This is a genomic window from Rhizobium sp. SG_E_25_P2 (assembly GCF_029892285.1).
In the GTDB taxonomy this organism is placed as follows: Bacteria; Pseudomonadota; Alphaproteobacteria; order Rhizobiales; family Rhizobiaceae; genus Rhizobium_E.
On sequence record NZ_JARXVM010000005.1, the window covers coordinates 1 to 25977 of the forward strand.

Genomic DNA, 25977 nt, shown 5'->3' on the forward strand with positions numbered 1-25977 from the left:
CGCATTCTTGCCCTTCCATGCGCTGACGCCGATATCGCTGAGGCCTTCATCAAGACGCAGGCCGTGCTCTTTGGCGAAGGACCGGGATTTTTCCAGCTGTCGGCGCAGGCTGTCGCCGGATAGCTGTTTGTGGGTGCTCATACGAACGTAGGAATAGGCCCGCGTCCCAGGCCGGGGATGGTCTTGGGTCATGTCATCTCCCTGTCAGCCCACGCCGGCCTTGGGCAGCGGCGAGGAAGGACGGGAGCCAGGGCAAAGCGTATCGCGCTATATTAGTGTGCTGTTCCAGCTAACAGGACAAGAGCGCAGGCGGCTCCTGTAGAAAAGGCCGTGAGCGGCCGTTGGAAAGCAAACATAAATACCCTCAAGTCACTGGCATGACTGCGTTTCGCACCGGAAATCTGCAATTGTGCGAAGCTGATCCCAGCATGCGGGCCGGGTGTTAAAACTGCGTTAACCGGCGGCTTGCGCAAACGCATATAACATGACCCTGTGCGGGCTTGCTGCGAGCGGAAAATTGCCCTTGCGAGCGCCGGCCATGACCAGCATCCACACCAACAGCGGCGCGATCTCCGCGCTACAAACGTTGCGCTCGATCAGCGGCGGCATGGAAAAGGCCCAAGGCCAGATATCCTCGGGTTTGCGGGTATCCACGGCCTCCGACAACGCCGCCTACTGGTCGATTGCAACGACGATGAAATCGGAGCGGGCCGATCTGTCTGCCGTGTCCGACGCCATCGAATTCACATCGGCTGTCCTGGCGACCGCCTATACCGGCATGGACGCCATTCAGAAGGAATTCTCCACAGTCCGAAACCTGATGATCGCGGCCTCGCAAATGCCTACGCCGAAGATTGCGTTTCCCTGGTCGGCCGTTGATCAGGTGGACCAACTCGACCCCGGCTATAACCGGTCGCAGCAGGCGAAGATTGCCCATGAGGTCGATCAGCACATGCTGCAGATCAGGACCATCCTGCAAAGCTCGTCATTTGCCGGTGTGAACCTAATCTATCTGGGCGACAACAGTCCGGTTCGGGCAAGCGAAGTCGTCAATTCTTTCGTGACGGGATACGCCGATGGCAGGGTTTTAACCTCCGACCTCGCGTTGAAAGATACGCTGCTCGTCAACGAAAGCTTTATGGACGCCGCGACATTTTCTAACATGGACCCCGAGGATGATGGCTTGTTCGATCCATCCTATAGCCTCACCGTAACCGGCGCTGACGGCGATACGCACGCAACGGGGCTCGCCAGTTTCAGCCAATATTCGGTGTCGTGGGAAGGTGGCAGCACCGCACCGATTACGAAATCCAACGACATGATCAGAACAGTCGAAATGTATGCCCAACGCTACGGCGCAGACCGCCAGGCGGCTTGGGACTATCTCATTCCGCAGATCGACGAAAGGCTGCAAGGGCTGATCGACCGGATGAGCACGCTCGGCAGTCTGCAAAAAGCGGTCCAAGCGCATGGCGAGACTGTCGTCGGCAAGATGGATGCCATCGACAGAGGCGTCGGCCGTCTCATCGATACCGACATGAACGAAGCGTCCACCCGGTTTCGCGCGCTTGAAACGCAGCAGCAGTTGGCAAACCAGGCGCTCACCATTGCCAACAGTAATGCGGAGAATATCCTGCGTCTGTTCGGGTGACCCAGGGCGATGGCCATAAGATGGAAATATTCCATCTTATGGCGGCGGCAGCTTCAGGGGGAGAGCCCCGTACACACGCGGCCCTCTCTGCGCGCATCGTTGCAGCAGCGCGCCCCATGACCGCATTGCACGAGCGCCGTAGGGCATTTGTGGCGCATGTAAGGGCAGGGGCAGCGAGCAACGCCGCCGGGTAAATATGCGGGTCGCCCAGATTAACCCTGCTGCCGTGTCTGTGCTCGCTCTTCCATCAAAAAGGATTTTTGTTGAGCCGATACAATCGGATCAGAGGCGCATGGACGAGGGCAGCAACGGCAAAGGTGATAGCGACGCCAATACGAAAGCCGCCGTCTCTGTCCTCGATAGTGACCTCGCCGCGTTGGCTACATCCCGGCTGGTGATCGGCACAACACCACTCAGCGAGATCAAGCCGCCGAATGCTCGGCCTATGTGGATGCGCTTCGAAGAGGTCGGCATTGTTCACAATCGAATGTACCGGACAACGTCGCTTTGGCGTGTTCGGGTGACGTTCGCTCTAAAAGAGGGGCGCTCGATCCACGCGTTGGAGATGGACGAATGGGGGCGGCTGAAGGCGATGTTCCCCAAGGAAGTCTGTGCCCGTCTCGCCTGGAACGCTGCGCATGACGGCGAGGTTAAGCCGGTTGCGCGGTTGTTTGATCCGAACGGCCATGCGGAACTGCTGCTGTTCCGTAGCCGTTGTCACGGTCATGCCGTCCATGTCCTACACAATCTCACCGATGGTGGTCCGGTGTTTCAGCCGCTCTGGATCTCCGACATTATGCGGCTTCATCCGCTGCTCGGGATCAAGCTGGTGCGCGATGAGGCATTCAATTCAGCCGCGCCGATCAGCATTTTGCTGGACCGCGACAACTCCGCCAACTGATCGAGAATTGGGTGCAGAGGTCGATGGCGCAGATTTAACCGACGTGGTGTCCGTGGGCATCTCCCCAGTCCAGTTAGCATCATGTATAGATTTATTATACATGCATGATCCATGAACATCATGATCATCAACGAGCACCAGCTCCATCCCAGTCATCTCGATCATCTTCAAGTCCGAAGAGATAGACAGACACGAAATCCCATGAGCCTTCAACGGTTTGTCTTTCTCCTTATGTCGATTCCGAACACGGTCGATAATCGCTGCACCCGGTGTCAGACCGTTCCCATCGTTTTCTACTTGTACTGCCGCATCAGAGCAATCGGCCTCATCGGCCTCCTTGCTGCCAATGATGACGCGAAGCGACTGAAAGCCGGATCTTCCTGTCGGGCATAGCCAATCCACATAGGCGGCTATATCCGCTGCAGGCCACCAGGCGCGTGGGCGGGCCTTGTCCTCTGCGTTTTCCGCTTCGATGAAGTCCTGAGCATCCACGCGCTTGTAGTCGCGTTCGATGCGGAATTTCAGCGAGTACCGGATCACGTTCTTGAGATTCTCGGCGAAATCGCGGTTGGTGCGGAACCGCTGAAGGTCGACTTGATAGCTACCCGTATGGGTTTCCTTGCGCAGCGCTTGGGTGACCTCGTCAGCAGTCAATCTGCCCAGGCGAACGATCGCATGCAGGTGTGGCCGCCAGATTGTCTTGTCGGGAGCGGCGGCAATGGGGAAATCTAGGTCATCAAGCGCCAGACGCGTGTTCCGACCCGCAGTCTCGTAGTCGCCGTGACTCATTCTATCGATCTCCCACCACCCCATGAGCTGGAAATCGTCCCAGCGAGAATCCTTCTTGCGGCGTCGATCGATGAGTGTTCGCAGGCGGCGCTTTTCTATTTCGAACAGCTCGGTCATGCCGCTGAAATCCAGCTGCACGGGCAGGAGGATCGTGGCGAAAGACATTTCCTCGTTCACCGCGCCGACGAATTCCCTCTTGATGGCGATCGCCGATTGCACGGTGCGCTCCCGCATATGGCATCTCGGACAAAGCGGCACTCGGCAATAAATGAGGTTGTTCCAGTCGTCGCGCTTGCCGCATTCCGTCATTTGATCGCGCAGCAAATGCTTTGCGGGCAGCGCATCCATCACCACGCGGCGCTGTTCGTTATGTGCGTCCGTCAGATATTCGATCGACTTTTTATCGCGGCGCGTAAACCCGCTACCCCGCTTAGTCATCATATTTGCGCGAAGCTGTTTGATCGGCGTCTTCATCAAAATCTCCAGTGTTATCAAAGCTATATATTTAGTACCTTGGGCGGATGGACCGGCGGAGCACATAAATAGGGGTGGAGGTGCCCAATGAATGTTTCTGAAATCTACCAAGCGATGCGCTCACTCGGACTGGCAAGCTCGCAGGTGCAGTTCTCGACCGTGTGGCTCGGCCGCAGCCCGCGCTATTACTCGCAACTCGTAGCGACTGGCCGCCAGCCCAGTGTTGGAGCGCTTCTGGGGTTAGCCAACAGGCTTGGGCGAATTGCGCCGTCGCTCCGGCCCAACAGCGGGCATGCGATGCTGGATCTCAAGCTGGCGCTCGACCGCCATTGCGAGCGCAGGGAGCTTCTCGCGGTTCGCCGGCACAGCAGCCATGCGTTGGCCCCTGTGGCCGGTAGTGAGGGGCGCTGATAGCGCCCCTAAAGTCCCCTGCTATGGCGAGGCAAGCCCGTCTATCGGTCGTCATCTTCCATGGCCGCAGCAACCGCGTAGTGGTTCAGGAAGTCCTTGTATCGCACTAGCTCTGTCATTGGCCTCTCCGACGAGAAAACTGCGTCGAAGCCGTTCCAGGCTTGCCGAATGGGCCAGGGCGTTTCGCCCATAGTGGATGCCGCCTCTGCTTCCGCCAGCCGGTTCACCTCTTGTAGAGCCGCGACTTCCTTGAATACCTCATGGTTCGAGAGCATCTGCATCCCGAGCGTGTCCCACCCCGTCGCGCTATTTGCGTTGGCTGGATTGAAGTCGCCGATAGTCGTGAGGTCGCCGAGAGGACTGGAAAAAGGAAAGCGCGCTGATCGGTCCAACGCCGACCAATGGTCCGGGAAGCAGTAGCGTGAAAACCGCATGTCTTTACGGTCATAGTTGATGCCCGTGGTGATCTGCTTGTTCACCTGCACGATCCGGAATGCTAGGGAGCTATCGTAGCTGACCCTGATTTCCGAATGGAGGTGCTTTCTCAGAGCTCGCTGTAGCCCCGTCAACATGACGCCGACGCCGGGCTGGGCGGTCCCCAGAACGTGGATCCATCGCAACTTGTCGAGAAGGCCTTGGTCTCTCATCTCCACCAGAATGCCAGCCCAGGCCGCAAAGTTCAGCTTCGTAGCACCGGCAAGCGCGATACCCTCAAAATCGTTTTGAAGCGGGGCAACCGCCGCGTTCCATGCCTTCGCCTCCCTGCCGCTCCTGCCTTGCATAACGGTGAGCAGGCGCATCTCGGCATTCGAGCGGTTCTCGATTGCGAACCGCATGCTGTCGAGGGTCACGTCCAAGCATTGCTGGAGGGTCGTGTAGGGGCTGCCTTTCACGTCAAGCGCGCGGGTCGGGACATCCAAGATGATGCCAACATCGCAATGCTTCTCCTGCCACGCAAGAGACTTGGGTCGGAACGCCGCAAGGGGCTCCCGGAGCCCTCCGTTGATTTCCGTGAAGCCGCCGCTATCCCCAACTATGATCGTTTTCTCGCGGTCCCGCTGCGTGATGATGGTCGGCGCGTTTTCGTAAGCGCCGAAGGCCGCGCTATGCAGGCCGGCATGGTAATGAAACAACCGGCTCTTCGGCGATAGGTAATTTAGATCGGATACCCTGATATTGCCGGGCAGTGCTCGTGACACATTCGCCGACGGCGTCAGGGGATAGCGTGCGAAGCTCTCGTTGATCGCCGGGAGATAGAGAGCATGAGCGTCCGAATGGATGCTGAGATCGATAGCCATTGGCGGCCGTCCCTTCTTTTTAAAAGATTGTTCGCTGAAACTGAAAAGGCGGGGGGCAACACCCCCGCCTTGGGGATTGGGCCGGATCGGCTCAGACCGAGTAGGGGAGCAAGAGCGCCGCCGTCCGGTCGCCTGCCGTGGTTCGGGCGGGGATGTAGACCTCGTAAGCGAAGTGCTCGGTGGAGAACGCAATGACCAGACCGATGTGGCGGGCGGCCTTCACAGTTATCTCGCCGATGACCGGCAGCGAAGTGATGACCTCACTGACCCGCTTGAAGTCCGCCGGAAAGACTTCGACATCGGTCGCCGCCCCCGATCCCTGGAAATCGCAGCGATCGTTTTTCTTGGCCGATCGGATCGTCCACTCGGTCGTGGTGAAGCTGTGCTTCTGAACCGTTTTGGTGTCGTCCTCCTTGTGCGACTTCGCCACGTAGTCCTTGTGACGACGCTTCCAGAGGTCGTGGCTGACGTTGCCTTCGATCTGGACGTTAAAGCGGTCGAGGTCGATTGCCAGCGGTAGATTATCCTGCGCCGATCGAAGCGGCTCGACGAGAACGCCGACATTGCGGCCGTTGTCCGTCTTCTCGGCGGCAACCTCCGTCGTCACGACGATGCGGAAGACCCCAAGGGTATCGCCGGCGTCTTCGACATAAGCAGAGAACGCGCCACGGCGTGCCGGTTCGGCGATGTTGGTCTCCATGATCCGACGCTCGCGTGTCCGGAAATGGCAGGGCTTCCCGAGCGGACGGCCGAACATCGGCTCGATCGGTGCCGCCCGCACAATCACGGACGAGCTTACAAGGATCGGCGCAATCACGACCGGCTTGTCATCCTCGAACACGAAATGGCGAAACGCCTTCCGGTAGCCCTCTTCAGGGTCTTCCGGATCATCCAGCGGATTGACCAGCGCGGTGGACGATTCTTCAGCCACCATCTCGCCGGCTTGAAGAAGTTCGCCCAGCTGATCGACGAGCGGATCGACGACCTTAAGGTCAAGCAGCGCGCGCTCGATCACGTCGTCATTCGGCTCGATGACCGCGCCCACCGACCTGCTCGCGCCGTCATCATAGACGAATCCCAGTTTCATCGTCGCGCCGGGGCTTGGCGCGTGCTTGACGAGCAGATCGAGCGCCCGATCGACGTGGCTCTTCTTTTGAGCCGCAGGATCGAGCTTGATCTTCGCCGGACGCCGACCGCCGACCGCAATCTCCTTCAACGCGATGCGTTGTAGTTTCGCGATTTCGGAGAAGCCGCCATTGTCGTCGATGAGCTTCAGAACCGCTTCGACGCCAAGCTCGCTCGCCGGAAAATCCGTCGGGCGCTTCTTGACCTGGGTGACCAGCCAACCGACAGCCGCTGCCATCCGGTCAAGGAACGCGGACAGCGCCTTTTTGGCTGTCTCAGTCGAGGTGGTGCCGCCAAAGGTGACCACGACCGCTGGCATCTGCGCGTGCCGGCTCTTCGGCACATCTATCCGATGGGCGTATGCGTCGCCCTTCCAATCCCTGGATGGGCCGCAGGCGATCTCAATCACGAGGTGGCCTACCGCGTTCTTTTGCGTCTGCCGCGACCCTTCGTATTCGTGCTGACTTTGCTGACCGAGCTGGTGTCGCTTTTCGGACCATGCCGGCCAGCCGCCGGTCGGGGCGACGGCTTCAAACTCCGCCGCCACCTCCTTGACCACCTCTGTTTCGCTACCTGCGCCGACCTTCGCTGCTGCGATGGTTGTGTCCGATGCCACCACGGCATCGGCTGCATAGGCTTCGTTGTGACGCTCTTCAAACGTATCAGCCATGTCTGTCTCCTGTTTTGGTTGGCTAACGATGCCAGGATTAGACACGGTCGGAGGGCCTTAAGCTCACCGAATAGCTCGGCAACTGAGAATTAGACCAGCGAAAAATAGTGATGAAAAATCAGATCTTTAGGCGGATATCTTCCGCGAGTTGAAATGGCTAGTTTTTGTGCAGTCAGGTAAGCGTGGTATTTTCGGGCGACTAAAGCGGCGAGCACCGGATCGAGCTGAGAGATCGGACTTGACTGTTTCCGCGGAATTGAGGCCGCCATGCTGATGGCGATCCGCGACGTTCGCGAGCCAACCATCGTGAGGTGGTCATGGGAGGGAAGTCGCGAAACATGGAACTTCGTCTCAAGCCGCGACAGATCGATGGAGGTAAGCCTGGCTAAATCAGCTTCGAAAATGGCGAGCGCTTGGCAGGCATTAAACGACAGCTGACCTCGCCAAACTGTCTGTCGCTTGAGAAAGGTCGAGGCCGCAGCCTTCTTAGATGTAGAGTTATAGCGGGCAGAAGAGTGGAAGCCATCGGCCAGTCGAAAGCGTTCAGTGTGCTGCAGGCTTCGGTTGAACCTAAGCGTTTCTTCTTCCACCCTACGCGGGAGCTTCTCTTCGAGGTAATCTTCTAGGAGTGCGATGACCCGCCGCTCGTCAGGGAGCATGCCGTCCTCTTGAATGCCATTCATGTCTTCAAGAATCTGCGACACTGGCTGTGGGCCAGCCCCAGGCGTTAAATCGCCCCGTGTAATTTGGAAATACACAAGCGACAGCACGGTCGCCGGATCGGCTCGATTGTAGGTGTATCGTGCGGGGAGCCCTGGACGCGTGACACCTGGCCGTGCCGCCATGAAGCCAGCTATTTCGTGAAGGACCTCCAGCCGCTCCAAGAACTCCACCGCGCTATCGGAATTGGGGTTTACCGCGTCGTTCTGAAATCGGTCTCTTTTGTCGACAACGTTCCGATAGGACGCCCGGTCCAGAACGGAACCATGCACATTATAAGGGGATAGGCCTGTTACCCTGCTTCGTGGCGTGCCCATCTTCCAGACCCTTCCGGACTAACCTTAAACCGCGTGGATGATGCTCGCAGTTTCTTTTTAAAAGATTATCGCGGCGCACATCCCTTCAATCATGCGAGCGGTTTGGCCTACAAAAGCTCTACCGCCGCCTTCATCATTTCGTCGCGGACATCGATATAGCGCTGCGTCGTCGTCAGGTTCTTATGACCGGCCAGCGTCATGATAACCTTCGGGCTCACACCGGAGTGGGCGAGGCGCGTGATGAACCATCGGCGACCGCTGTGCGAGCTAGCCCCATCAAGACCGGCTTGGCCGTAGAGTTGGGCCATGAGCTGGCACAAAGTGTTGGCGGAGAATGCGGTTTGCTTCTGGGTCAATAAAAGCGGCGCGGCCGCCGGTCGTTCCTGAGGCCATTCCGCCCGGTGTCTTTCTATCTCACGGCGCAGTTTCTCGCCGACAAACACGACCCGGGCATCACCGCCCTTTGTGATCTCGGCCCGTAGCCGGATTTGCTCCCGCACCTTGCCATCGCTATCGAGAACGTCCTGGACAGCCAGAGCGGCAATCTCACCTACGCGTAGGCCGGCGAAGTGCGACAGCATCAGCGCGAGCCGGTTCCTGCCCGCATGCTTGCCCTGCGCTACGACCGCCAGCAGCCGTTTGAATTCCTGGTCCGTTAAAACTCTCGCCTGTTTCAAAATCCCTCACAAAAAGTCTGGTTTCCACGGCTTTTATTGTGTTTCCGACTGGCTCAAAGAGCGACTGGAATTTGACGAGAAAAATTGTTCAGCATGATCAATGCGGTAACTTAGGATCGGAGCACTACCTAACAAAATGCACATTTTTTGAGGTTTTGAATTGACTGATTGGAGCGCGACAAGCTGCAAAAATGTGGTCGGCGTCGCGGTTGGATTTAATGCCGACGATAACAATGAAAGTTGGCCTGCTAAACCTCGGCTGCGGGATTTCCGAGTTAACCAACCACAAAGTTCAGACGAGCAACATCAATTTCGCACTTGCGAAGAATGGGAAATCCTGAATATTGATAGTGTAGTCTGGAGATTGTCGATGCAGTTTGAACGTCTAGCTATCCCCGATGTTGTTAAAATCACGCCTGCCCGTTTCGGTGACAATCGTGGATACTTCTCGGAAGTGTTCAAGGATTCCTGGTTTCGTGAAAACGTTGCCGATGTAAGCTTCGTGCAGGACAATCAATCCCTTTCCGCAACGCCGGGCACCGTGCGTGGCCTGCATTTCCAGCTGGAGCCCTTCGGCCAGGGAAAGCTGGTGCGTTGCATACAGGGTTCGATTTTCGATGTTGCCGTGGATATCCGCCTGGGGTCGCCGACCTATGGGCAATGGGTGGGTGCTGAGCTTTCCGCCGATAACGGGGCGCAGCTCTGGATTCCCGTTGGTTTCGCCCATGGCTTTGCGACCTTGGTTCCCGATACGATCCTCCACTACAAAGTGACAGCGCCCTATAGCGCCAAGGACGATCGCGGCCTGCTTTGGGACGATGCCGATATCGGCATCGAATGGCCGTTCGACATGAGCGCGGCCGTGTTGTCTGACAAGGACAAGGTCCAGCCGAAGCTGGCCGATCTTCCACCTTCATTCCATTATGCCGCCTCCGGGGAGACTGTCTGAAATGCGTATTCTGGTCACCGGCGGCGCCGGTTTCATCGGGTCAGCCCTAGTCCGCCATCTCGTGCGCGACGTCGGCGCCGAAGTGCTCAATGTCGACAAGCTCACCTATGCCGGCAATGAGGCCTCGCTGAAGGTCATCGAAAACGCGCCCAACTATCACTTCCTGAAGGCCGATATCTGCGACGGCCAGGCGATGAATGAGGCCTTTGGATCCTTCAAGCCCGACCGCGTCATGCACTTGGCGGCCGAAAGCCATGTCGATCGCTCCATCACCGGTGCGGCGGAATTCGTCCAGACCAATGTGATGGGCACGTTTATGCTGCTGGAAGCCGCACGCCGTTACTGGGGCGGGCTTGATGGCGATGAGAAGGACGCGTTCCGCTTCCTGCATGTCTCCACCGATGAAGTCTATGGTTCGCTGGGCGACGAGGGGCTTTTCCATGAGACGACGCCCTACGATCCGTCTTCGCCCTATTCGGCCTCCAAGGCCGCCAGCGACCATCTGGCTATCGCCTGGCATCGCACCTATGCCCTGCCGGTCGTGGTGTCGAACTGCTCGAACAATTATGGCCCCTATCATTTCCCTGAAAAGCTGATCCCGCTGATTATTCTCAATGCGCTCGATGGCAAGCCGCTGCCGGTCTATGGCCAGGGCGTCAACATCCGCGATTGGCTCTATGTTGAAGATCACGCCCGCGCTCTGCATCTGATCGCCTCGAAAGGCCGGCTCGGCGAGAAATACAATGTCGGCGGACGCAATGAGCGCCGCAATATCGACGTGGTCAAGCGCATCTGTGCGCTCATGGATAAGATGCGGCCCAAGGCTGAGCCGCATGAAGCGCTGATCAAATATGTCACCGACCGGCCCGGTCACGATGCGCGCTACGCGATCGATGCGACGCGACTGGAAACCGAGCTCGGCTGGAAGGCGCTGGAAAATTTCGATACCGGCATTGAAAAGACGGTCGCCTGGTATCTCGACAATGAATGGTGGTGGCGGCCCTTGCGCGACGGCGTCTATTCCGGCGAACGTTTGGGCACGCTGGAGAAAAAAGCGTGAGCCCGCTTCGCATCGCCGTGACAGGCAAGGAGGGCCAGGTCGCCCGCTCGATGATTGCGCTCGGCCCGGAGATGGGCGTCGAGATCATCGCCGTGGGCCGCCCTGACGTGGATCTTCTAGACCCCGCGTCCATCCTGCCGGCACTTGAGGCGGCGCGGCCCGACGCGATCGTCTCTGCCGCCGCCTATACGGCTGTTGACAAGGCAGAGACCGAGAAGGACGCGGCTTTCGCCATCAACGGCGCCGGCGCCGGCGCGGTGGCTGAGGCGGCCAGGGCGCTGGGCGTGCCTGTGCTGCATCTCTCCACCGACTATGTCTTCGATGGCTCGAAGGCCGAGCACTATCTGGAAAGTGATCCGACCGGCCCGACCTCGGTCTATGGCGCCTCAAAGCTTGAAGGCGAGCGCCAGGTGGCGGCGGCGACGGATGACCATGCGATTTTCCGCACCGCCTGGGTCTATTCGCCCTATGGCGCCAATTTCTTGAAGACCATGTTGCGGCTTGGCGAAACGCGCGATGCGCTGTCCGTCGTCGGCGATCAGTTCGGCTGCCCGACTTCGGCCGAAGACATTGCCCGCGCCATGATCCTCGCGGCGCAGAAAATGGTCGAAAGCGATGATAATAAGTATCGCGGCGTCTTCCATCTCACCGGGTCTGGCGAGGCGAACTGGGCCGATTTCGCGCGCGAGATTTTCGCCTGCGCCGAAGCGTTCGGCCGCAAGCCGGTGACGGTGACGGCGATCACCTCGGATCAATATCCATCGCCGGTGAAGCGCCCGGCCAATTCCAGGCTGTCGGGCGAAAAACTGCAACAGATCTATGGCATTGTGCTGCCGCCATGGCGGCAATCGACCGCCAAAGTGGTCGCGACGTTACTGGGTTGATCGGGGCGCGACAGCGTCCGACGCATAAGAGGGGAAGACGATGAAGGGCATTATTCTGGCGGGCGGCAGCGGCACGCGTTTGCATCCGATGACATTGGCGCTCAGCAAGCAGCTGATCCCGGTCTATGACAAGCCGATGATCTATTATCCGCTGACCACGCTGATGCTGGCGGGCATCCGCGAGATCCTGATCATCTCGACCCCGCATGACATGCCGCATTTCCAGAAATTGCTGGGCGACGGCTCGCAATGGGGCATTTCGCTGAGCTATGTCATCCAGGAAAAGCCCGATGGCCTCGCCCAGGCTTTCGTGCTCGGCGCCGATTTCGTCGGCTCGTCCCCCTCCTGCCTGATCCTCGGCGACAACATCTTCTTCGGCCACGGCCTGCCAAAACTGATGGCCGACGCTCGCGCCAATCTCACCGGCGGCACCGTCTTCGCCTATCACGTCGCCGATCCCGACCGCTACGGCGTGGTGGAGTTCGACGACAAGATGAAGGCTGTCTCGATCGAAGAAAAGCCGGCGGCGCCGAAATCGAACTGGGCGGTCACCGGCCTCTATTTCTACGATTCCTCCGTCATCGACATCGCCGCCAATCTGAAACCCTCCGCGCGCGGCGAATATGAGATCACGGACGTCAACCGCATCTATCTCGAACAGGGCAAGCTGAAAGTGTCGATCATGGGCCGCGGCTACGCCTGGCTCGACACCGGCACGCCGGACAGCCTGATCGAAGCCGGCGAATTTGTGCGCACGCTCGAGAAGCGCCAGGGCTTCAAGATCGCCTGCCCGGAAGAAGTGGCGCTGCTGCAGGGCTTTGTGTCCAAGGAGACGTTCGAGAAGCAGGCGGCGCGGTATGGCAAGAGCGATTATGGCAAGTATTTGATGAATATTGTCGGAACGCACTCCTAATATCGTTTTCGAATTAAGGGGAGCTGAAAATGCTAGAAGACACGGAAGTTGGTGAATTTCTTACCTTCGATGCCTGCATTGAAGCCATCGAAAAGTCACAGAATTTTATTGTCCTCGACGGGTGGATTTCAACTTCAAGGCCGCTAACACAAAGCGACGCTGTAACAATGAAGATTGGGCGGAAGAAATTCCGAATAGAGGGACTTTTCCCGCGCCCAGATTTACCCAGTGAATCGGACCTTAACTACTACGGCTTCAAATCGGATCACCCCATCACAAGCCGCGATCTCAGGGGCGAGACGATAGAAATTGAATTTGAAGGTCACGGAGAGAGGGATTTTGATCTATCCGGGCTAAGTGTCGTCGATTTCGAACCTACAGGTGGTTTTGATCCAAGTACGTTCAGCTATGTTGCAGGATGGATTTACGCCCCGGGCATGTGGCATGATCCGGTTCGCCTTAAAACGTTGAACCTAACATGCGGCGATGTCGTTATACCTGTGGACATCAATTGTTTTCGTTACGAACTTCCCTTTTCTGCCGCCAGGGCGGGAAAGCGTTTGGGTTTCCAGATTTCGCTTGAACCGTATTTTGATAGCATTAAATCGCAAATCGGACCATCCAATTCCGATTCAGTGGTTTTAAGATTGATGTATGGCGCGTCTGAGTTGGCATCAGCCTCTGTAGATGTAAGTGAAGTTCTCAATGCTGAGATACGCCGTGTTCCAGTCAATTTAGACGTTAACCTAAATATTGCAGAGTCCGCGGAAACAAGTCTTCAGACATACTCAGCTGAGTCCGCAAAAGAAATCGGCTATATCGATTTCTGGAGCTATTGTCCGTCGCTCCAGGGATGGATCGTGGGGGGATGGATCCGTAATGAGAGCCAAGCCGACGCCGATAGTCCAAATGTCACCGTCGATTTCAGTGGAACGCATATAAAGTCTCTGGCCGAGATATGTTTCTTTGACAGAGAAGATGTAAAGTCCTTCGGATCTGGCTTTATCTTGTATTTCCCGGCGGGCCGCGCAGATGGTGCGCTTTCCAGTATTTGCGTCGACGCTGGGAACAAATGCATCCTGCGCTCATCGGACGCGGCGCATAAAATCGACGAAAAAACAGCCGTTACTGAGGCCCGTATCCGATGCCAGAACGCATTATCGGCCGCGCCCGAGTTTTTTAAGTCCTTGATCGAAAACTCGATTTTCGACGGATCCGACACAATTAGCCAGTTGGGGCCAGAGGTTCAGATCGGAATAGACGAAACCTTCATTGCCCCCGGGGAAGGCGCGGTCATCATCGGATGGCTTCTGGATCCGAACAAACAGGTTGTTGGACTCCGCGTCAGGTCAGATGAGTTCTCCTCCCCGAATCTTTTGGATCATTGGATCACCACGGATCGGCCAGACATTGGTCAGGCATTCGGCAGCGCTATGGGTTTGACGCATTCGCGATGGGGCTTCACCACATTCGCTGCATTGAAAGACCTCACGGCGAACAAAGCCTATCTTGAGCTTCGATTGGCCAACGGGCGCATAGGATACCGGGCGCTGCCGCCCGCGAAACGCGCCGGCATAGCCGCCATTACCAGAATGCTCAATGACGTTGTGCTCTCAGCCGATGTGTTCATTCCAGCCCTGCAAGATGTGCTGGCGACGCCAGCGCGGGCGATCAACAGAGCGAGACTGCCGGAAAAGCCTTCCTGTTGGGAAGCTGTGGCCGGCGCTCCGCCGTCCAATCCGCGCGCGTCGATCGTTATTCCACTCTATGGCCGGCTGGATTTCTTGACGTATCAAACCGCATTGTTTGACAAGGATGAACACGCCGAAGACGAGATAATTTACGTTCTCGACCAACCCGAGCGTAAAGAAGAGTGTCTCGAACTCGTGAAGATGAGCTATATAAAATATGGCGTGCCAATTCGCTTGGTTATCCCCGAGCAAAATCTAGGCTTCGCGGGCGCCAGCAATGCTGGCATGCGTGTGGCCAAGGGGAAATATCTGGTTTTTCTGAACTCTGATGTCATCCCGAAGACCGGAAACTGGATAACGCGCCTGCTGTCAACCCTGAGAGACAGGCCAGATATCGGCATTATCAGTTCCATGCTTTTGTTCGACGACGAAAGCATCCAGCACATTGGTATGGACTTCGAACGAAACAGGCAGTTTGGCAACTTGCTGTTTCCTTTCCACCCGTCCAAGGGGCGGCGACCTCCGGCAAGTTCTGAAGTTGAGATTGTTCCGGCGGTCACCGGCGCGTGCATGGTCATGGAGCGATCGCTAGCCGAGACCGTTGGCGGATTTGACGAAGATTATATCATCGGCGACTTTGAGGACGCGGATCTGTGCATGAAAATCAAGGCTATGGGCTTTGAGTGCGCCGTGGATTTCGGCACTGTCCTGTATCATCTCGAGCGTCAATCACAGTCCAAGGCTGTCAATCGGGGGCGCCTGAACCTGACGCTTCTCAACGCCTGGACTTTCGCTGAGCGCTGGGATCAAAATCTCACCGACCGCCAGCCGGTCGAAACCGTCTTCCAGATCGTATGATGGCGCTTATGCAAAACAAGGCTCGGGCAACTGTGACATCATCTGCGGAACCGGACGGATTCGTCGTCATGAAGAAAAACCAGAAGAACGCGCAGCCACAGGCGAAGTCCCGGACCCCGCTCAAGGTGTTGATGGTGAGCCACATGGATCCGCGCCTGTCCAACGGCGGCGCGGAGATCGCCGCGTTCCAACTTTATAATCAGTTGCTCGACACGGGCGATGTCGACGGCTGGTTTCTATCGGCGGCCCCAAACAAGATTGAACGCAAGGATGGCGTGGTCTTTGCACAGCCCTTTGATGATCGCAGCTATGTCTATGCAGGCGGTGCGTTCAATCACTTCCTTCACGGCAACACCGACGCGATGTTCTTCGAGCACGCCCGCGAGCTCCTGGCCGATATAAATCCCGACATCGTCCACTTTCATCACTACACCAATTTCGGCGTCGAGATGTTCAAGCTGGTCAAGGATGTCTGTCCCAAGGCCAAGGTCATTCTGACGCTGCATGAGTTCCTGGCGATCTGCAACCATTTTGGACAGATGGTGAAGCGGGGCAACTTCATGCTGTGCAACAAGAGCGGCGCCCGGGAATGCGCCAAATGTTTTCCCGAACATTCGCCGCAGGATTTTTTCCTGCGCAAAGCCTATCTGATGCGCTATTTCGGTGAAGTGGATCACTTCATCTCGCCCAGTCATTTCCTGGCCGAACGTTATATCGAATGGGGCGTCGACAGGGAGAAGATGTCGGTCATCGAGAATGGCAGTCCGCATATTGAACCTCGACGCGATGACGAGCCCGCATCGGCGTCAGGCGTGCTGCGCGTTGGCTTCTTCGGTCAGATCTCCAAGCTGAAAGGCGTGAACGTCATTCTGGACGCCGCCGAAATCCTGGCCAACGACGAAGATACCTCCATCCGCATCGATATCCACGGTGACTACAGTTCTCAGCCGCCGGATCTCCAGGCGGAGTTCCTGGCGAGGATCAAGGACGCGCCTGGCAACATCAATTATTTCGGCCCCTATGACAACAGTCGGGTGTCGCAACTCATGGCGACCGTCGACGCTGTGCTCGTGCCGTCGATCTGGTGGGAGAATTCACCACTGGTGATCCAGGAAGCCCTGGCGCGCGGCCGTCCGGTAATCTGCTCAGATATCGGCGGCATGAAGGAAAAGGTCAGGCCTGGGCTGGACGGCTTTCATTTTCAGGCAGGGAGCGGGTTGGCTTTGGCGAATTTGCTCAAGGAGTTGGCGGAAAATAGGAACAGACTTGACTCTCTCAGGTCCACGATTAGCACGCCACCTACAATTTCCGAAACGGCGTTCCAGACGGGAGAAATATACAACTTGATCTCTGCCGAAAGATAGGCAACATGAAGAACGTTACAATCAAAGACGACGGGGGAATCCAGTGCGAGTAATCGTTTTAACTTTAAGTCCATATTTGCCGGATCCATGGACTCTGTCGGCTGATCAAATATTTGATTTGACGGGTGGCAATACTGGAAACATGGCCTTTCAGTTCGCCGTAATTCAACACATTGGATCACCATGCAAAGTAATGCATTTAGGCGCATCCCCTGAACAATTGCGAGAAGCGGGTGACATAATCGTAATGCCGTTGGCAAATCAGCTAGGGAGCCACACAGATCTTGGCGCTCTTGCAGATAGGCTTGAAGCCGCCCAATTGCCGGTAATCGGCATCGGTCTGGGCGCGCAAGCTGCCAGCCAGTCTCAAGACATTAGTTTGTCTGAGGGGACTTTGCGTTGGGTTAAGACCATGGCGTCACTGTCTCCGACCGGTGGACCAAATCTTGGAGTTAGAGGCGAATATACTCGGCTCCAGTTGGAAAAGCTTGGTTTTGGTGATAGCGCAGTCGTGATGGGATGCCCGTCAAACTTCATTGCACCAGATGAAAATTTCATTCGAAAAATATCGAAAAAGTACAACGAGGAAATTCAAAAGGTCGCTGTCACTGCAGGTATTCCTTTTGTTCCAAAGCTAGACAAATTAGAAAGAGATTTGGCTGACATCGTAACTAGTTCAGGCGGGCTCTATATCGTACAACACGCTATCGATATGATACGTTTGGGGCGCGGTGAATTTGATAAGCTCAGCGACACTGCGATGGAAATGCATCGCAAATATGTTGCGCCACATCTCCCGACTGATGCCTTTAAGGTTTGGTGCCGTCGGTATGCCCGAGCATATACGGATATTCGTCACTGGATGGACGATCTGAGCCAATGTGATTTTGCGGTGGGAACTCGGTTTCACGGTGCAATGCTTGCTATCCAAGCTGGGACGCCCGCTGGATGTATCGCGCACGATAGCCGTGTATATGAGATGTGCCAAACAATGGGTATACCGGTCGTTCTTGAGCAAGATGTTAAGAATATTACTGCCAGCAGCTTGAAAGACACATTTGTTTGGGATGAAGAATATTACGTATCAAAGCGTAAAGCTCTAAAATCCATATATTTCAATCTTCTTACGTCAGCTGGAATAGAGACTACAAGGCGTGTAAAACTTTAAGTTTTCAACTGGGGTAAAATAGTAATTATTTTTACTTTGGTAAGTTGAGGTCGCGAGGTAGCTTAAAGTAGGTTGCTATTTGGGTTGGTGTTGCTTTAGAATTCGAGGGCAGAGGTCGCTTTTTGCTACGCGCCCGTTGTGGTTGTGGTGGAGCGGTTTGCTTACTGTCTTGGTGGCTTTGCTTGCTTAGGCGGCATAAACTGAGCTCGTAGTTGTTTTTGACGCGAGACGGAGGTCGTTCAGATATTGCGGTCCGCTGAGTATATTTGATGGTGTCGGTCATACTTCTGCAGTACTGCTATCGCTTAACTCTTGCTTCAAGAGCCGCTCGTTTGAAGGAAAGGTGATATCGCTCGAAAAGCCCATTCAGTACGAGAGGAACGGTTGCTAGAGCCGTGCTTTAGATAGACTGTAGAGAGTGTGACGACATGAATGACAAACCTGGTCAAAACTATGGTTTCACATGCTTTGACCGGTGGAGTACTCTAATCTCATCAGAGAGGGCCTTATGATTGGGGATCAAGTAGAGTTTGGTGTGGCGCAAAAAACTGCATCTACAAACAAGCAACGTATATGGTCATCCACCGGTAAGGGCGGCTCTGGGTTTGAGCGGATCAGTGGTCATTTCCCGGATTTAAAGATAAATCCTAAATTCAAAATCTCAAAAGATGCGAATTTTTTTACTATTGGCTCTTGCTTTGCAAGGGAAGTAGAAAGTGCGCTGCAGGCGCTAAACATTACTTCTTTAACATTAAGTGCTTTATTCCCAGCCACATATTATGCCCTGGCCAAATCTGAAGCCTATAACGGAGCGCTGAACGTCTATACGCCTGCGTCAATGCGAGATCTGCTGTCTTTGGGATCTCGACCAAACCCAATGGAGATCGCCGCGCTCCAGGTCGGTGACGATTGGTACGATATGCTGCTTTCCGGGTTCCGCCCGTTAACCCGCGAGGAATTTGACATTGCGCGGGGTATTCTTGTGTCGACATACGCGCAGCTTTCAAGCGCGGACGTTGTTGTAGTTACGCTTGGATTCACCGAAGCGTGGTTGGATACGCATGATCATATCTACGTCAATCGATCGCCCGCAGCGACAATGGCAACCGTAAAGGCAGGTGCTCGTTACAACTTTCATAATTTAGCCGCGCCTCAAGTGATGGACATGCTTGAGAACATCGTTTCAATAATCCAAGCCCAGACAAATGATAGGGCTAAGATTGTCTTCACGACATCGCCTGTCCCTTTGCACGCAACTTTTGGGGGGGCGGATGTCATCTCTGCCAACACATATTCGAAGAGCACGCTTGTCAGTGCGGCGAACTGGATCGCATCGAAATACGATTTTGTGGACTATTTTCCGTCTTACGAATTCGTTACTCACATGCGCCGCGATCTAGCATATATTGAGGACGGTGTGCATGTGAACCGCGATGTCGTAGCAGCCATAATGAAGCTGTTTGTTGAGTCATATATCGAGTAAATGCACGGCACACCGCACAACATCGCAAATTCTGATTGGGTGCGAAACCGCGCCGGTAAGTAGAAACCAGGAGACTGAAATGGCGATGCGGGCTGTGCGGGCGCTGTTTCTGATCTTTATCTGCCTTAGTTGTTCATATGTGCTGGCGGATGTCCGGGTGGAAGCCGTCGGCGAGATCAAGACGCTTTACTCTTGGGAGGTGGACAGGTGCGAAGCGGAATTCATTCCTGACAGTCCGGCCAGGGCGTTTCGCCGTTACGATGGCAAGACTTTGCTGCTTGCGACGCATCGTGAGAACTGGGTGTTGGAGGGCGACACCTTGTTGAATGTTCAACCACGCTGCAGATCTGTGTTGCGTAGCAGCGCCTATGCCAATTCCGGTTTGGGGGCGCTCTGGATTGAAGCCGTGTATACGCCGGATGGCAAAAATGTCTATGCGCTAGTGAGCAACGATCTGACCAGCGTGATGCTTGGCCAAGGTTGCAAAAAAGATGGGAAGCCAGGGCGATGCTGGGTGAACCGCATTCTGGCGGCGCGTTCCCTAGATGGCGGGACGAACTTTTCTTTGGAGCCGGAGGCTAAGCGAGCAGTCGCTACTGCGGGTGACGATTTTCCCGAGGGGCGAGAAGAGCGATATGGCGTTTTTACAACGAGTAATATTTTCAGGTGGCGAGATCACTATTTCACATTCGTGTGGCGCGGCTCCGCAGGTCGGACAAAGAGTGGCAACTGCCTTTTGCGCAACGCGGATCCTTCAAAGCCCCACGAATGGCTTGGATGGGATGGTAGGCAATTTTCGATCAAGTCAGCTGAAAAAGGCGCCATTCTCGACTGTGCGATTGTCGCGCCGAAGGAGTTGGTTGGAGAAGTGCGCTCTGTAATATTCGACAAGAAAAGCGGTATGTGGATCGCCGCCTTTTCGGGGCGACTTAATGTCGATGGCAAGGTGACTACGGGCTTCTACTATTCTGTATCAAAAAACTTAGTGGAATGGTCCACCCCAAGACTTGCGATGGCGGCCCCGACAAAACCTCGGGAGCAACAGTCTGACTACTTCCTGATGTATCCCTCTATGTTGGATCCCAACAGCAAATCGCGAATTTACGATACTTTAGATGGGGATCAGCCGGTTATGTTTTTCACCAAACAGCATTTACTTCATGGACGCGGCACAATGAAACGTGATTTGCAGTTCGTTCAGCTTCGAATTGTACGCTCACCCTGATGCTTATGGACACTCAGTCTTTCCGCTTCGGCTTGGAGATTCCAAATTTCCATAAAGTGAAAATAATTCTGTCGCCGCCCTTGCAATGGTGAAAAATGCCGCCTTAATAAAAAGGCGTGTAAGATATACGTAACTCCATTCAGAATGCGCTTTCAGTGCGACGAATAAATCTAGCGCAACTCTAGCGCACCAGGACACGACATTTTTAAAATCAAATGCTTATGCACTGGTTCACTCAATTGAAAATCCGCGTATGATTTTCAATTCCGCTTCACCTGTCTCAACGAAAATCGCTTGCCTACTTCCTCGCTGTCCCATGCCATGCCGCACTCCGCTCCCCCGCTTGACATCCCGCCCGCTCCGGACAACATTGTTTGCATACAAATAAGCGGCATGCTCCGTTTCAACCCGCATGGGTTTCAAAAACCGACGTCATGAGCGTCAACGCTCCAGTTTGGGTCCTGTTTGCCTCCCGCTGTCGCTGCGGGACGTTTGTCCTCGAAAAATAAACAGATAAAACAATCAGTTGCTCGGGATATTGCCCAAAATATCCCCTTGCAAACAAATTAAGCTTTGTTATCCTTCCCCGGTAATTCAAGCGCATACGCTCAAACCGCAAAGAGGCTGCAAAGGCCCGGCGGCGCAGGCTTCCGAGAGTGATCAGAACAGAAGCAAGGGGAACCAGAATGACAAGGCAATCCGAAAAATTCGCCGTCACCAGGCGCGGCGCGTTGAAGACGTTGGGCGCAGGCGCTTTGGCGCTCGCCTGTCCGGCGGTGCTCCGGCCGGCGTTCGCCGCCGACGGCAAGATCAAGTTTGGCGCGCCGATCCACCGTACCGGCATCGGCGCCTCCTATGGGCGCTGGTATGAGCGGACGGCGGCGGCGGCGATCAAGCTGGTCAATGAAACCGGCGGCATCAATGGCCGCGAAGTGGAGCTGATCGTCGAGGATGACGGCACCGATCCCAAGCGCGGCACCGAACTGATCGAGAAATTCGCGACCGATTACAAGGTCGACGCCGTGTTCGGCCATCTCTTCTCGCATGTGGTCGCCGCCGCCGCGCCCCGCGCCGGCGAATTGAAGATGCCCTATTTCATTTGTTCGGAAGCGAGCCTGCTGCCGTCAGGCGCGCTCAACCGCTATGTGTTCCAGCCGGGGATCACCGATGTGCATGCGCAAGTGCACGCCATGGCGCCCTGGGTCAGCTCGACGCTCGGCAAGAAGGTGACGATGTTCATCCCCGATTACAATTTCGGGCATAACCATCGCGACTTCTTCACCGCCGCCATCAAGGCGCAAGGCGGCGAGGTGATTTCTGTGATCGCCGTTCCGCCGACCGAAACCACCTTCACCCGCTATTTCCCGCAGATCCCGCCGGAGACCGACGTCATCTACCATGTCATGGTCGGTCCCGCCGTGCTGACCTTCGTCAAGGAAATGGGCGATTATCTCGGCAGCCAGCGGCCGCAGATTTTTGGTTTCATCGATTCGCTCGAAGCGGTCGATCTCGCCACGCCGCAGCTCGAATTCCTCGATGGCACCTATTTCTGGGAAGCCATGCCCCGCTACGCCCAGGCCGACCAGAGTGAATTCGACAAGTTCTACCGCGAGAAGGTCGGCGTCGACGCCAATGGCGCGAGCCTGTCGGATCCCAAGGACATTTCCACCTATTCGCACATGTTCTCCTGCTGGGAGACGGTGTTCGCCATGAAGCAGGCGATGGAAATGGCCAATTACAAGGGTCCGGACAGCAAGAAGGACCTGGTCGTGGCGATGGAATCCATCAGTGATTTGCCCGAGAGCAAGGAGCGGCCCCAGGGCGCCAAGATCTTCGACGGCAAGACCCATCAGGCCTTCGGCAAGCAATCTATCTCCAAGGTCGAAGGCGGCAAGCTTAAGGTGGTCCACACCACCTCCATCGAGGATGGCCGCTACGAGACGACGGTCGACTACACCAAGATGGATCTCTGATCTCTCCGTGCTGTTCAAAGCCCTCCGCTCTGGCGGAGGGCGGATGTTTAATCGCGGCGGCGGCGCTGGCTAGCCGGGGCGCGTCGCCGCATGTCCGAAAGGTCCCTTCATGGGAATGGGCCCCTATTTTCTTCTCGCCACGCTCGAAGGCCTCGTCCAGGCGGCCGTGCTGACAATCATGGCCGCCGGCCTGTCGCTGGTGTTCGGCGTCATGCGCATCGTCAATGTCGCGCATGGCGAATTCGTCATGCTCGGCGCCGTCATCGCCTGGTTTGCGGCGAGCCTGATCTCGGGCCATCCCGCCCTCGGTTTCATCGTCGCGCTGCTGGTCAGTCCGCTGCTGGTCGGCGCGATCGCTTACGCCAGCGACCGCCTCATCCTCAAACGGCTCGATTACAATCCAGAGGCGACGATCGTCGCGACAATCGGCCTTCTCTATATTCTCCAGCAGGGCGTGCTGATCATTTATGGACCGGATGCGCGCCCGGTCGAGCCGCCATTCTATTTCACGATCCGGCTGCCCTGGTTCGGTTATTCCGGCTACAAGCTGTTCGTCATCGCCGCCGCTGTGGCGATCATGGCGGGCATCTGGGTGGTGATGCGCAAGACGCGTCTCGGCTTGATCATGCGCGCCGCCCAATATGACCGCGAGACAGCGCAGGCTTTCGGCATTCCCGTCGATCGGGTCTCGGCCTTCGTGTTCGCCTTCGGCGCCATGCTGGCTGCTCTGGCGGGTGTGCTGGTGGCGCCGATCCAGCAGGCCCACTATCTGATGGGGGCCGATCCTTTGCTGTTGTCCTTCATCGTGGTGATTATCGGCGGGCTCGGCTCGCTGTCCGGCGCCGTCGTCGCCGCCATGCTGATCGGCCTGTCGGACGGGATCATGTCGATGATGTTTTCGCCGACGCTGGCCAAGATGGTGTCGACGCTGCTGGTGGCGCTGGTGCTGGTCTTTCGGCCCAACGGCCTGTTTGGAAAGGCGACCCGATGACCCGCGCCTTCGCCAACAATCTCGCCCTCGTGGCGGCCACGCTTATCGGCCTGTTTTTACTGCAATTCAGGTTGGCGGATTACTATGTCCTGACCGCCACCCGCATGATGGTGCTGGGCGTTTTCGCGCTCGGTTTCAACGCCTTGTTCGGCTATGTCGGGCTGCTCAGCCTGGGGCATGCGATGTTCTTCGCCTGTGGTCTCTATGCCGCCGGTCTCACCTCCTATCACCTCGGCTGGAGCGCGCCGGCGGCCTTCGTGGCGGCGCTGGCCGCTTCCGCCGCGCTGGCCGTGGTCATCGGCGCGATCACGCTCAGAACCGCTCGGGTCTCCTTCATGATCGTGACGCTGATGTTCGCCCAGGTCTTCTATCTGGCGAGCCTCTATTTCTCCGCCTACACCAATGGCCAGGAAGGCCTGTCGATACCGGTCGCGCAACGCCGCTTCACACTGGCCGGTTTCGAGATCAATCTCGCCGACGCCGTGACGCGCTACAATATCGCCCTCCTGCTTCTGGCGGCTGCGCTTATCATCCTGTTTCTCTATCTGAAGGGCGCGCGCGGAAGGCTGGCGGTCGGCGTGCGTGAAAATGAAGAGCGCACGGAGATGCTGGGCTTCAACATCTTCGCCGCCAAGCTGGAAATGTTCGTGCTGTCGGGCCTGTTGTCGGGGGCGGCCGGCGGCGCCTATGCGCTATTGTTCGGCTATGTCGGCTCGACCTTCGCCTCGTTTCAATATTCGATCGAGGCGCTGCTGTTCACGCTGCTCGGGGGTGCGGGCACTCTGCTCGGACCGCTGGTCGGCGTCGTGTTGATGGTAACGATGATCGACAAGCTCAGCGAATTGACCAGCGCCTATCTCCTGGTCATCGGCGTTGTGCTCATCGCGTTGGTGCTTTGGTTCCCCAAAGGTCTCCTCGGAACGATCCGCGAAAGGTGGGCCGCATGGCTGATGTAATCCCGCTTCTGCAAGCCCGTGGGCTCAAGCGCTATTTCGGCGGCCTGAAAGCGGTCGACCATGTCGATTTCAGCCTGAATACAGGCGAGATCCGCGCCATCATCGGTCCCAACGGCGCCGGCAAGACCACTTTTGTCAGCCTGTTGTCGGGGCGCACGCAGCCGACATCAGGCACGATCCTGTTTGACGGTGAAGATGTGAGCGCTCTGCCGGCCTATCGCCGTGTCGAACGCGGTATCGCCTATACGTTCCAGATCACCAACATCTACAAGACCATGAGCGCCGCCGACAATGTCCGCATGGCGGTGCAGAGCCGGCTGAAGCGCGTGCACGGGCAGAAACCGAATTTTGAGGGAGAAACCCGCGCCGCGCTCGACGCTGTCGGCTTGTCGGACCGGGCGGACACGATCGCCGGCGAACTCGCCTATGGCCATCAACGCCTGCTGGAGATCGCCATGGGCGTCGCCCTCAGGCCCAAATTGCTGATCCTCGATGAGCCGACCCAGGGACTTTCCGACCTGGAGATCGAGAATTTTCTCACTCTGGTCCGCCGCATCGCCAGGGACGCCACCGTGTTGCTGATCGAGCACAATATGCATGTGGTCATGTCGCTCGCCGATCGCATCACCGTTCTTGCGCGCGGTCAGACGCTCGCGGAGGGAACGCCCGCTGAGATCCGCGACAATGCCGAAGTCCAAGCCGCTTATCTGGGGTCGTGATGCTGAAGATCGATAGACTGGACGCATTTTACGGGCAGAGCCAGGCGTTGCGGGGCTTTACCATCACCGTCTCACCCGGCGAGGTGCTTTGCCTGCTGGGACGCAACGGCGCTGGCAAGACCACGGCGCTGAAGGCCATCATGGGCGCGGTGGACCGCAAGGTCATGGGCATGGAGCTTGACGGCGTCGATCTCGCGCAATTGCCGGCCCATCAGATCGCCAAGCGCGGCGTCGGCTATGTGCCGCAAGGCCGGCGGCTGTTCGCCGAACTGACCGTGCGGGAAAACCTCGAAATCGGCCTGATGACCCGCAACACCGGACAGGCCGCGTTCGAGCGCGCGCTTTCCTATTTTCCGGTGTTGACCGAACGCATGGATCAACGGTCCGGCACGCTGTCGGGCGGCGAGCAGACCATGCTGGCCATCGCCAGGGCGCTCTGTATCGAGCCGAAGATCATCATTCTCGACGAACCGACCGAAGGCCTGATGCCGAGCATGATCGGCAAGATCCGCGATGTCGTGCTCAAGCTGCGCGGCGAGGGTGTCGGCGTGCTGCTGGTGGAGCAGCGTATCGATGCGGTGCTGCCGGTGGCCGACCGCATCGCCTTCATGGATCACGGCGAGGTCAAGGCGGAGTTCGGCATTGAGGATGTCCGCGCCGACACGTCGATCCTCAAGAAATATCTCGGCATCGGCCATTGAGCGCGAGGG

The 25977-nt window shown here is 56.7% G+C and carries 23 protein-coding genes; 17 read left to right on the top strand and 6 right to left on the bottom strand.

What is annotated here, in order from left to right; all coding sequences use genetic code 11:
- Positions 1-192: recombinase family protein (locus M2360_RS08825; protein WP_280774526.1), on the bottom strand; the 192-nt coding region annotated here is incomplete at its 3' end.
- A 346-nt stretch (positions 193-538) separates the two neighbouring features.
- On the opposite strand from M2360_RS08825, the gene M2360_RS08830 reads away from it, so the two are divergent.
- Both M2360_RS08830 and M2360_RS08835 read left to right on the top strand, forming a co-directional pair.
- The gene (locus M2360_RS08830; RefSeq protein ID WP_280774528.1) at positions 539-1651 is read left to right on the top strand and encodes a flagellin; all 1113 of its coding nucleotides are present in this window, start codon (positions 539-541) and stop codon (positions 1649-1651) included.
- Positions 1652-1943: 292 nt separating this feature from the next.
- Positions 1944-2552, top strand: a complete 609-nt coding sequence (locus M2360_RS08835; RefSeq protein ID WP_280774529.1) for a DUF2958 domain-containing protein — start codon at positions 1944-1946, stop codon at positions 2550-2552.
- Here the strand turns inward: M2360_RS08835 and M2360_RS08840 are convergent.
- On the bottom strand, positions 2502-3815 hold the full coding sequence (locus M2360_RS08840; RefSeq protein WP_280774531.1) for a hypothetical protein: 1314 nt from the start codon (positions 3813-3815) through the stop codon (positions 2502-2504). The genes M2360_RS08835 and M2360_RS08840 overlap by 51 nt on opposite strands.
- Before the next feature lie 87 nt (positions 3816-3902).
- Between M2360_RS08840 and M2360_RS08845 the strand changes: the two genes are divergently transcribed.
- The gene (locus M2360_RS08845) at positions 3903-4226 is read left to right on the top strand and encodes a DUF6626 family protein (RefSeq protein ID WP_280774532.1); all 324 of its coding nucleotides are present in this window, start codon (positions 3903-3905) and stop codon (positions 4224-4226) included.
- Positions 4227-4267: 41 nt separating this feature from the next.
- On the opposite strand, the gene M2360_RS08850 is transcribed toward M2360_RS08845, so the two are convergent.
- The 4 genes from M2360_RS08850 to M2360_RS08865 form a co-directional block, all read right to left on the bottom strand.
- Positions 4268-5524: a hypothetical protein gene (locus tag M2360_RS08850; protein WP_280774534.1), complete on the bottom strand. Its 1257-nt coding sequence runs from the start codon at positions 5522-5524 to the stop codon at positions 4268-4270.
- Positions 5525-5615: 91 nt separating this feature from the next.
- Positions 5616-7319, bottom strand: coding sequence for a hypothetical protein (locus M2360_RS08855; RefSeq protein WP_280774536.1), 1704 nt, complete (start codon positions 7317-7319; stop codon positions 5616-5618).
- Positions 7320-7408: 89 nt separating this feature from the next.
- On the bottom strand, positions 7409-8356 hold the full coding sequence (locus M2360_RS08860; RefSeq protein WP_280774538.1) for a hypothetical protein: 948 nt from the start codon (positions 8354-8356) through the stop codon (positions 7409-7411).
- 107 nt (positions 8357-8463) lie between these two features.
- Positions 8464-9033, bottom strand: coding sequence for a site-specific integrase (locus M2360_RS08865; protein ID WP_280774540.1), 570 nt, complete (start codon positions 9031-9033; stop codon positions 8464-8466).
- A gap of 370 nt (positions 9034-9403) precedes the next feature.
- On the opposite strand from M2360_RS08865, the gene rfbC reads away from it, so the two are divergent.
- From rfbC to M2360_RS08935, 14 genes are all read left to right on the top strand, one after another.
- A complete protein-coding gene (rfbC, locus tag M2360_RS08870) occupies positions 9404-9982 on the top strand; it encodes a dTDP-4-dehydrorhamnose 3,5-epimerase (RefSeq protein ID WP_280774919.1) in 579 nt (192 codons plus the stop codon).
- 1 nt (position 9983) lies between these two features.
- The gene (gene rfbB, locus M2360_RS08875) at positions 9984-11042 is read left to right on the top strand and encodes a dTDP-glucose 4,6-dehydratase (protein ID WP_280774542.1); all 1059 of its coding nucleotides are present in this window, start codon (positions 9984-9986) and stop codon (positions 11040-11042) included.
- Entirely contained in the window at positions 11039-11926 is an 888-nt protein-coding gene (rfbD, locus tag M2360_RS08880; protein ID WP_280774544.1) for a dTDP-4-dehydrorhamnose reductase, read from the top strand. Before rfbB ends, rfbD begins: the two co-directional genes overlap by 4 nt.
- Before the next feature lie 40 nt (positions 11927-11966).
- Positions 11967-12839: a glucose-1-phosphate thymidylyltransferase RfbA gene (rfbA, locus tag M2360_RS08885; protein ID WP_280774545.1), complete on the top strand. Its 873-nt coding sequence runs from the start codon at positions 11967-11969 to the stop codon at positions 12837-12839.
- Between the two features lie 29 nt (positions 12840-12868).
- Positions 12869-15388: a glycosyltransferase gene (locus M2360_RS08890; RefSeq protein ID WP_280774546.1), complete on the top strand. Its 2520-nt coding sequence runs from the start codon at positions 12869-12871 to the stop codon at positions 15386-15388.
- A 68-nt stretch (positions 15389-15456) separates the two neighbouring features.
- Entirely contained in the window at positions 15457-16752 is a 1296-nt protein-coding gene (locus M2360_RS08895) for a glycosyltransferase family 4 protein (protein ID WP_280774547.1), read from the top strand.
- Positions 16753-16795: 43 nt separating this feature from the next.
- Positions 16796-17920: a polysaccharide pyruvyl transferase family protein gene (locus tag M2360_RS08900; RefSeq protein WP_280774548.1), complete on the top strand. Its 1125-nt coding sequence runs from the start codon at positions 16796-16798 to the stop codon at positions 17918-17920.
- A 508-nt stretch (positions 17921-18428) separates the two neighbouring features.
- Positions 18429-19403, top strand: coding sequence for a GSCFA domain-containing protein (locus M2360_RS08905; RefSeq protein ID WP_280774549.1), 975 nt, complete (start codon positions 18429-18431; stop codon positions 19401-19403).
- A 79-nt stretch (positions 19404-19482) separates the two neighbouring features.
- Positions 19483-20628: a hypothetical protein gene (locus M2360_RS08910; RefSeq protein WP_280774551.1), complete on the top strand. Its 1146-nt coding sequence runs from the start codon at positions 19483-19485 to the stop codon at positions 20626-20628.
- Between the two features lie 686 nt (positions 20629-21314).
- A complete protein-coding gene (locus M2360_RS08915) occupies positions 21315-22601 on the top strand; it encodes an ABC transporter substrate-binding protein (protein WP_280774553.1) in 1287 nt (428 codons plus the stop codon).
- Positions 22602-22710: 109 nt separating this feature from the next.
- Positions 22711-23592, top strand: coding sequence for a branched-chain amino acid ABC transporter permease (locus M2360_RS08920; protein WP_280774555.1), 882 nt, complete (start codon positions 22711-22713; stop codon positions 23590-23592).
- Positions 23589-24548, top strand: a complete 960-nt coding sequence (locus M2360_RS08925; protein WP_280774557.1) for a branched-chain amino acid ABC transporter permease — start codon at positions 23589-23591, stop codon at positions 24546-24548. Before M2360_RS08920 ends, M2360_RS08925 begins: the two co-directional genes overlap by 4 nt.
- A complete protein-coding gene (locus M2360_RS08930) occupies positions 24536-25267 on the top strand; it encodes an ABC transporter ATP-binding protein (protein ID WP_280774559.1) in 732 nt (243 codons plus the stop codon). Before M2360_RS08925 ends, M2360_RS08930 begins: the two co-directional genes overlap by 13 nt.
- Complete coding sequence (locus M2360_RS08935) at positions 25267-25968, top strand: ABC transporter ATP-binding protein (protein WP_280774562.1); 702 nt, start codon at positions 25267-25269, stop codon at positions 25966-25968. Before M2360_RS08930 ends, M2360_RS08935 begins: the two co-directional genes overlap by 1 nt.
- The last annotated feature ends 9 nt before the right edge of the window (positions 25969-25977 follow it).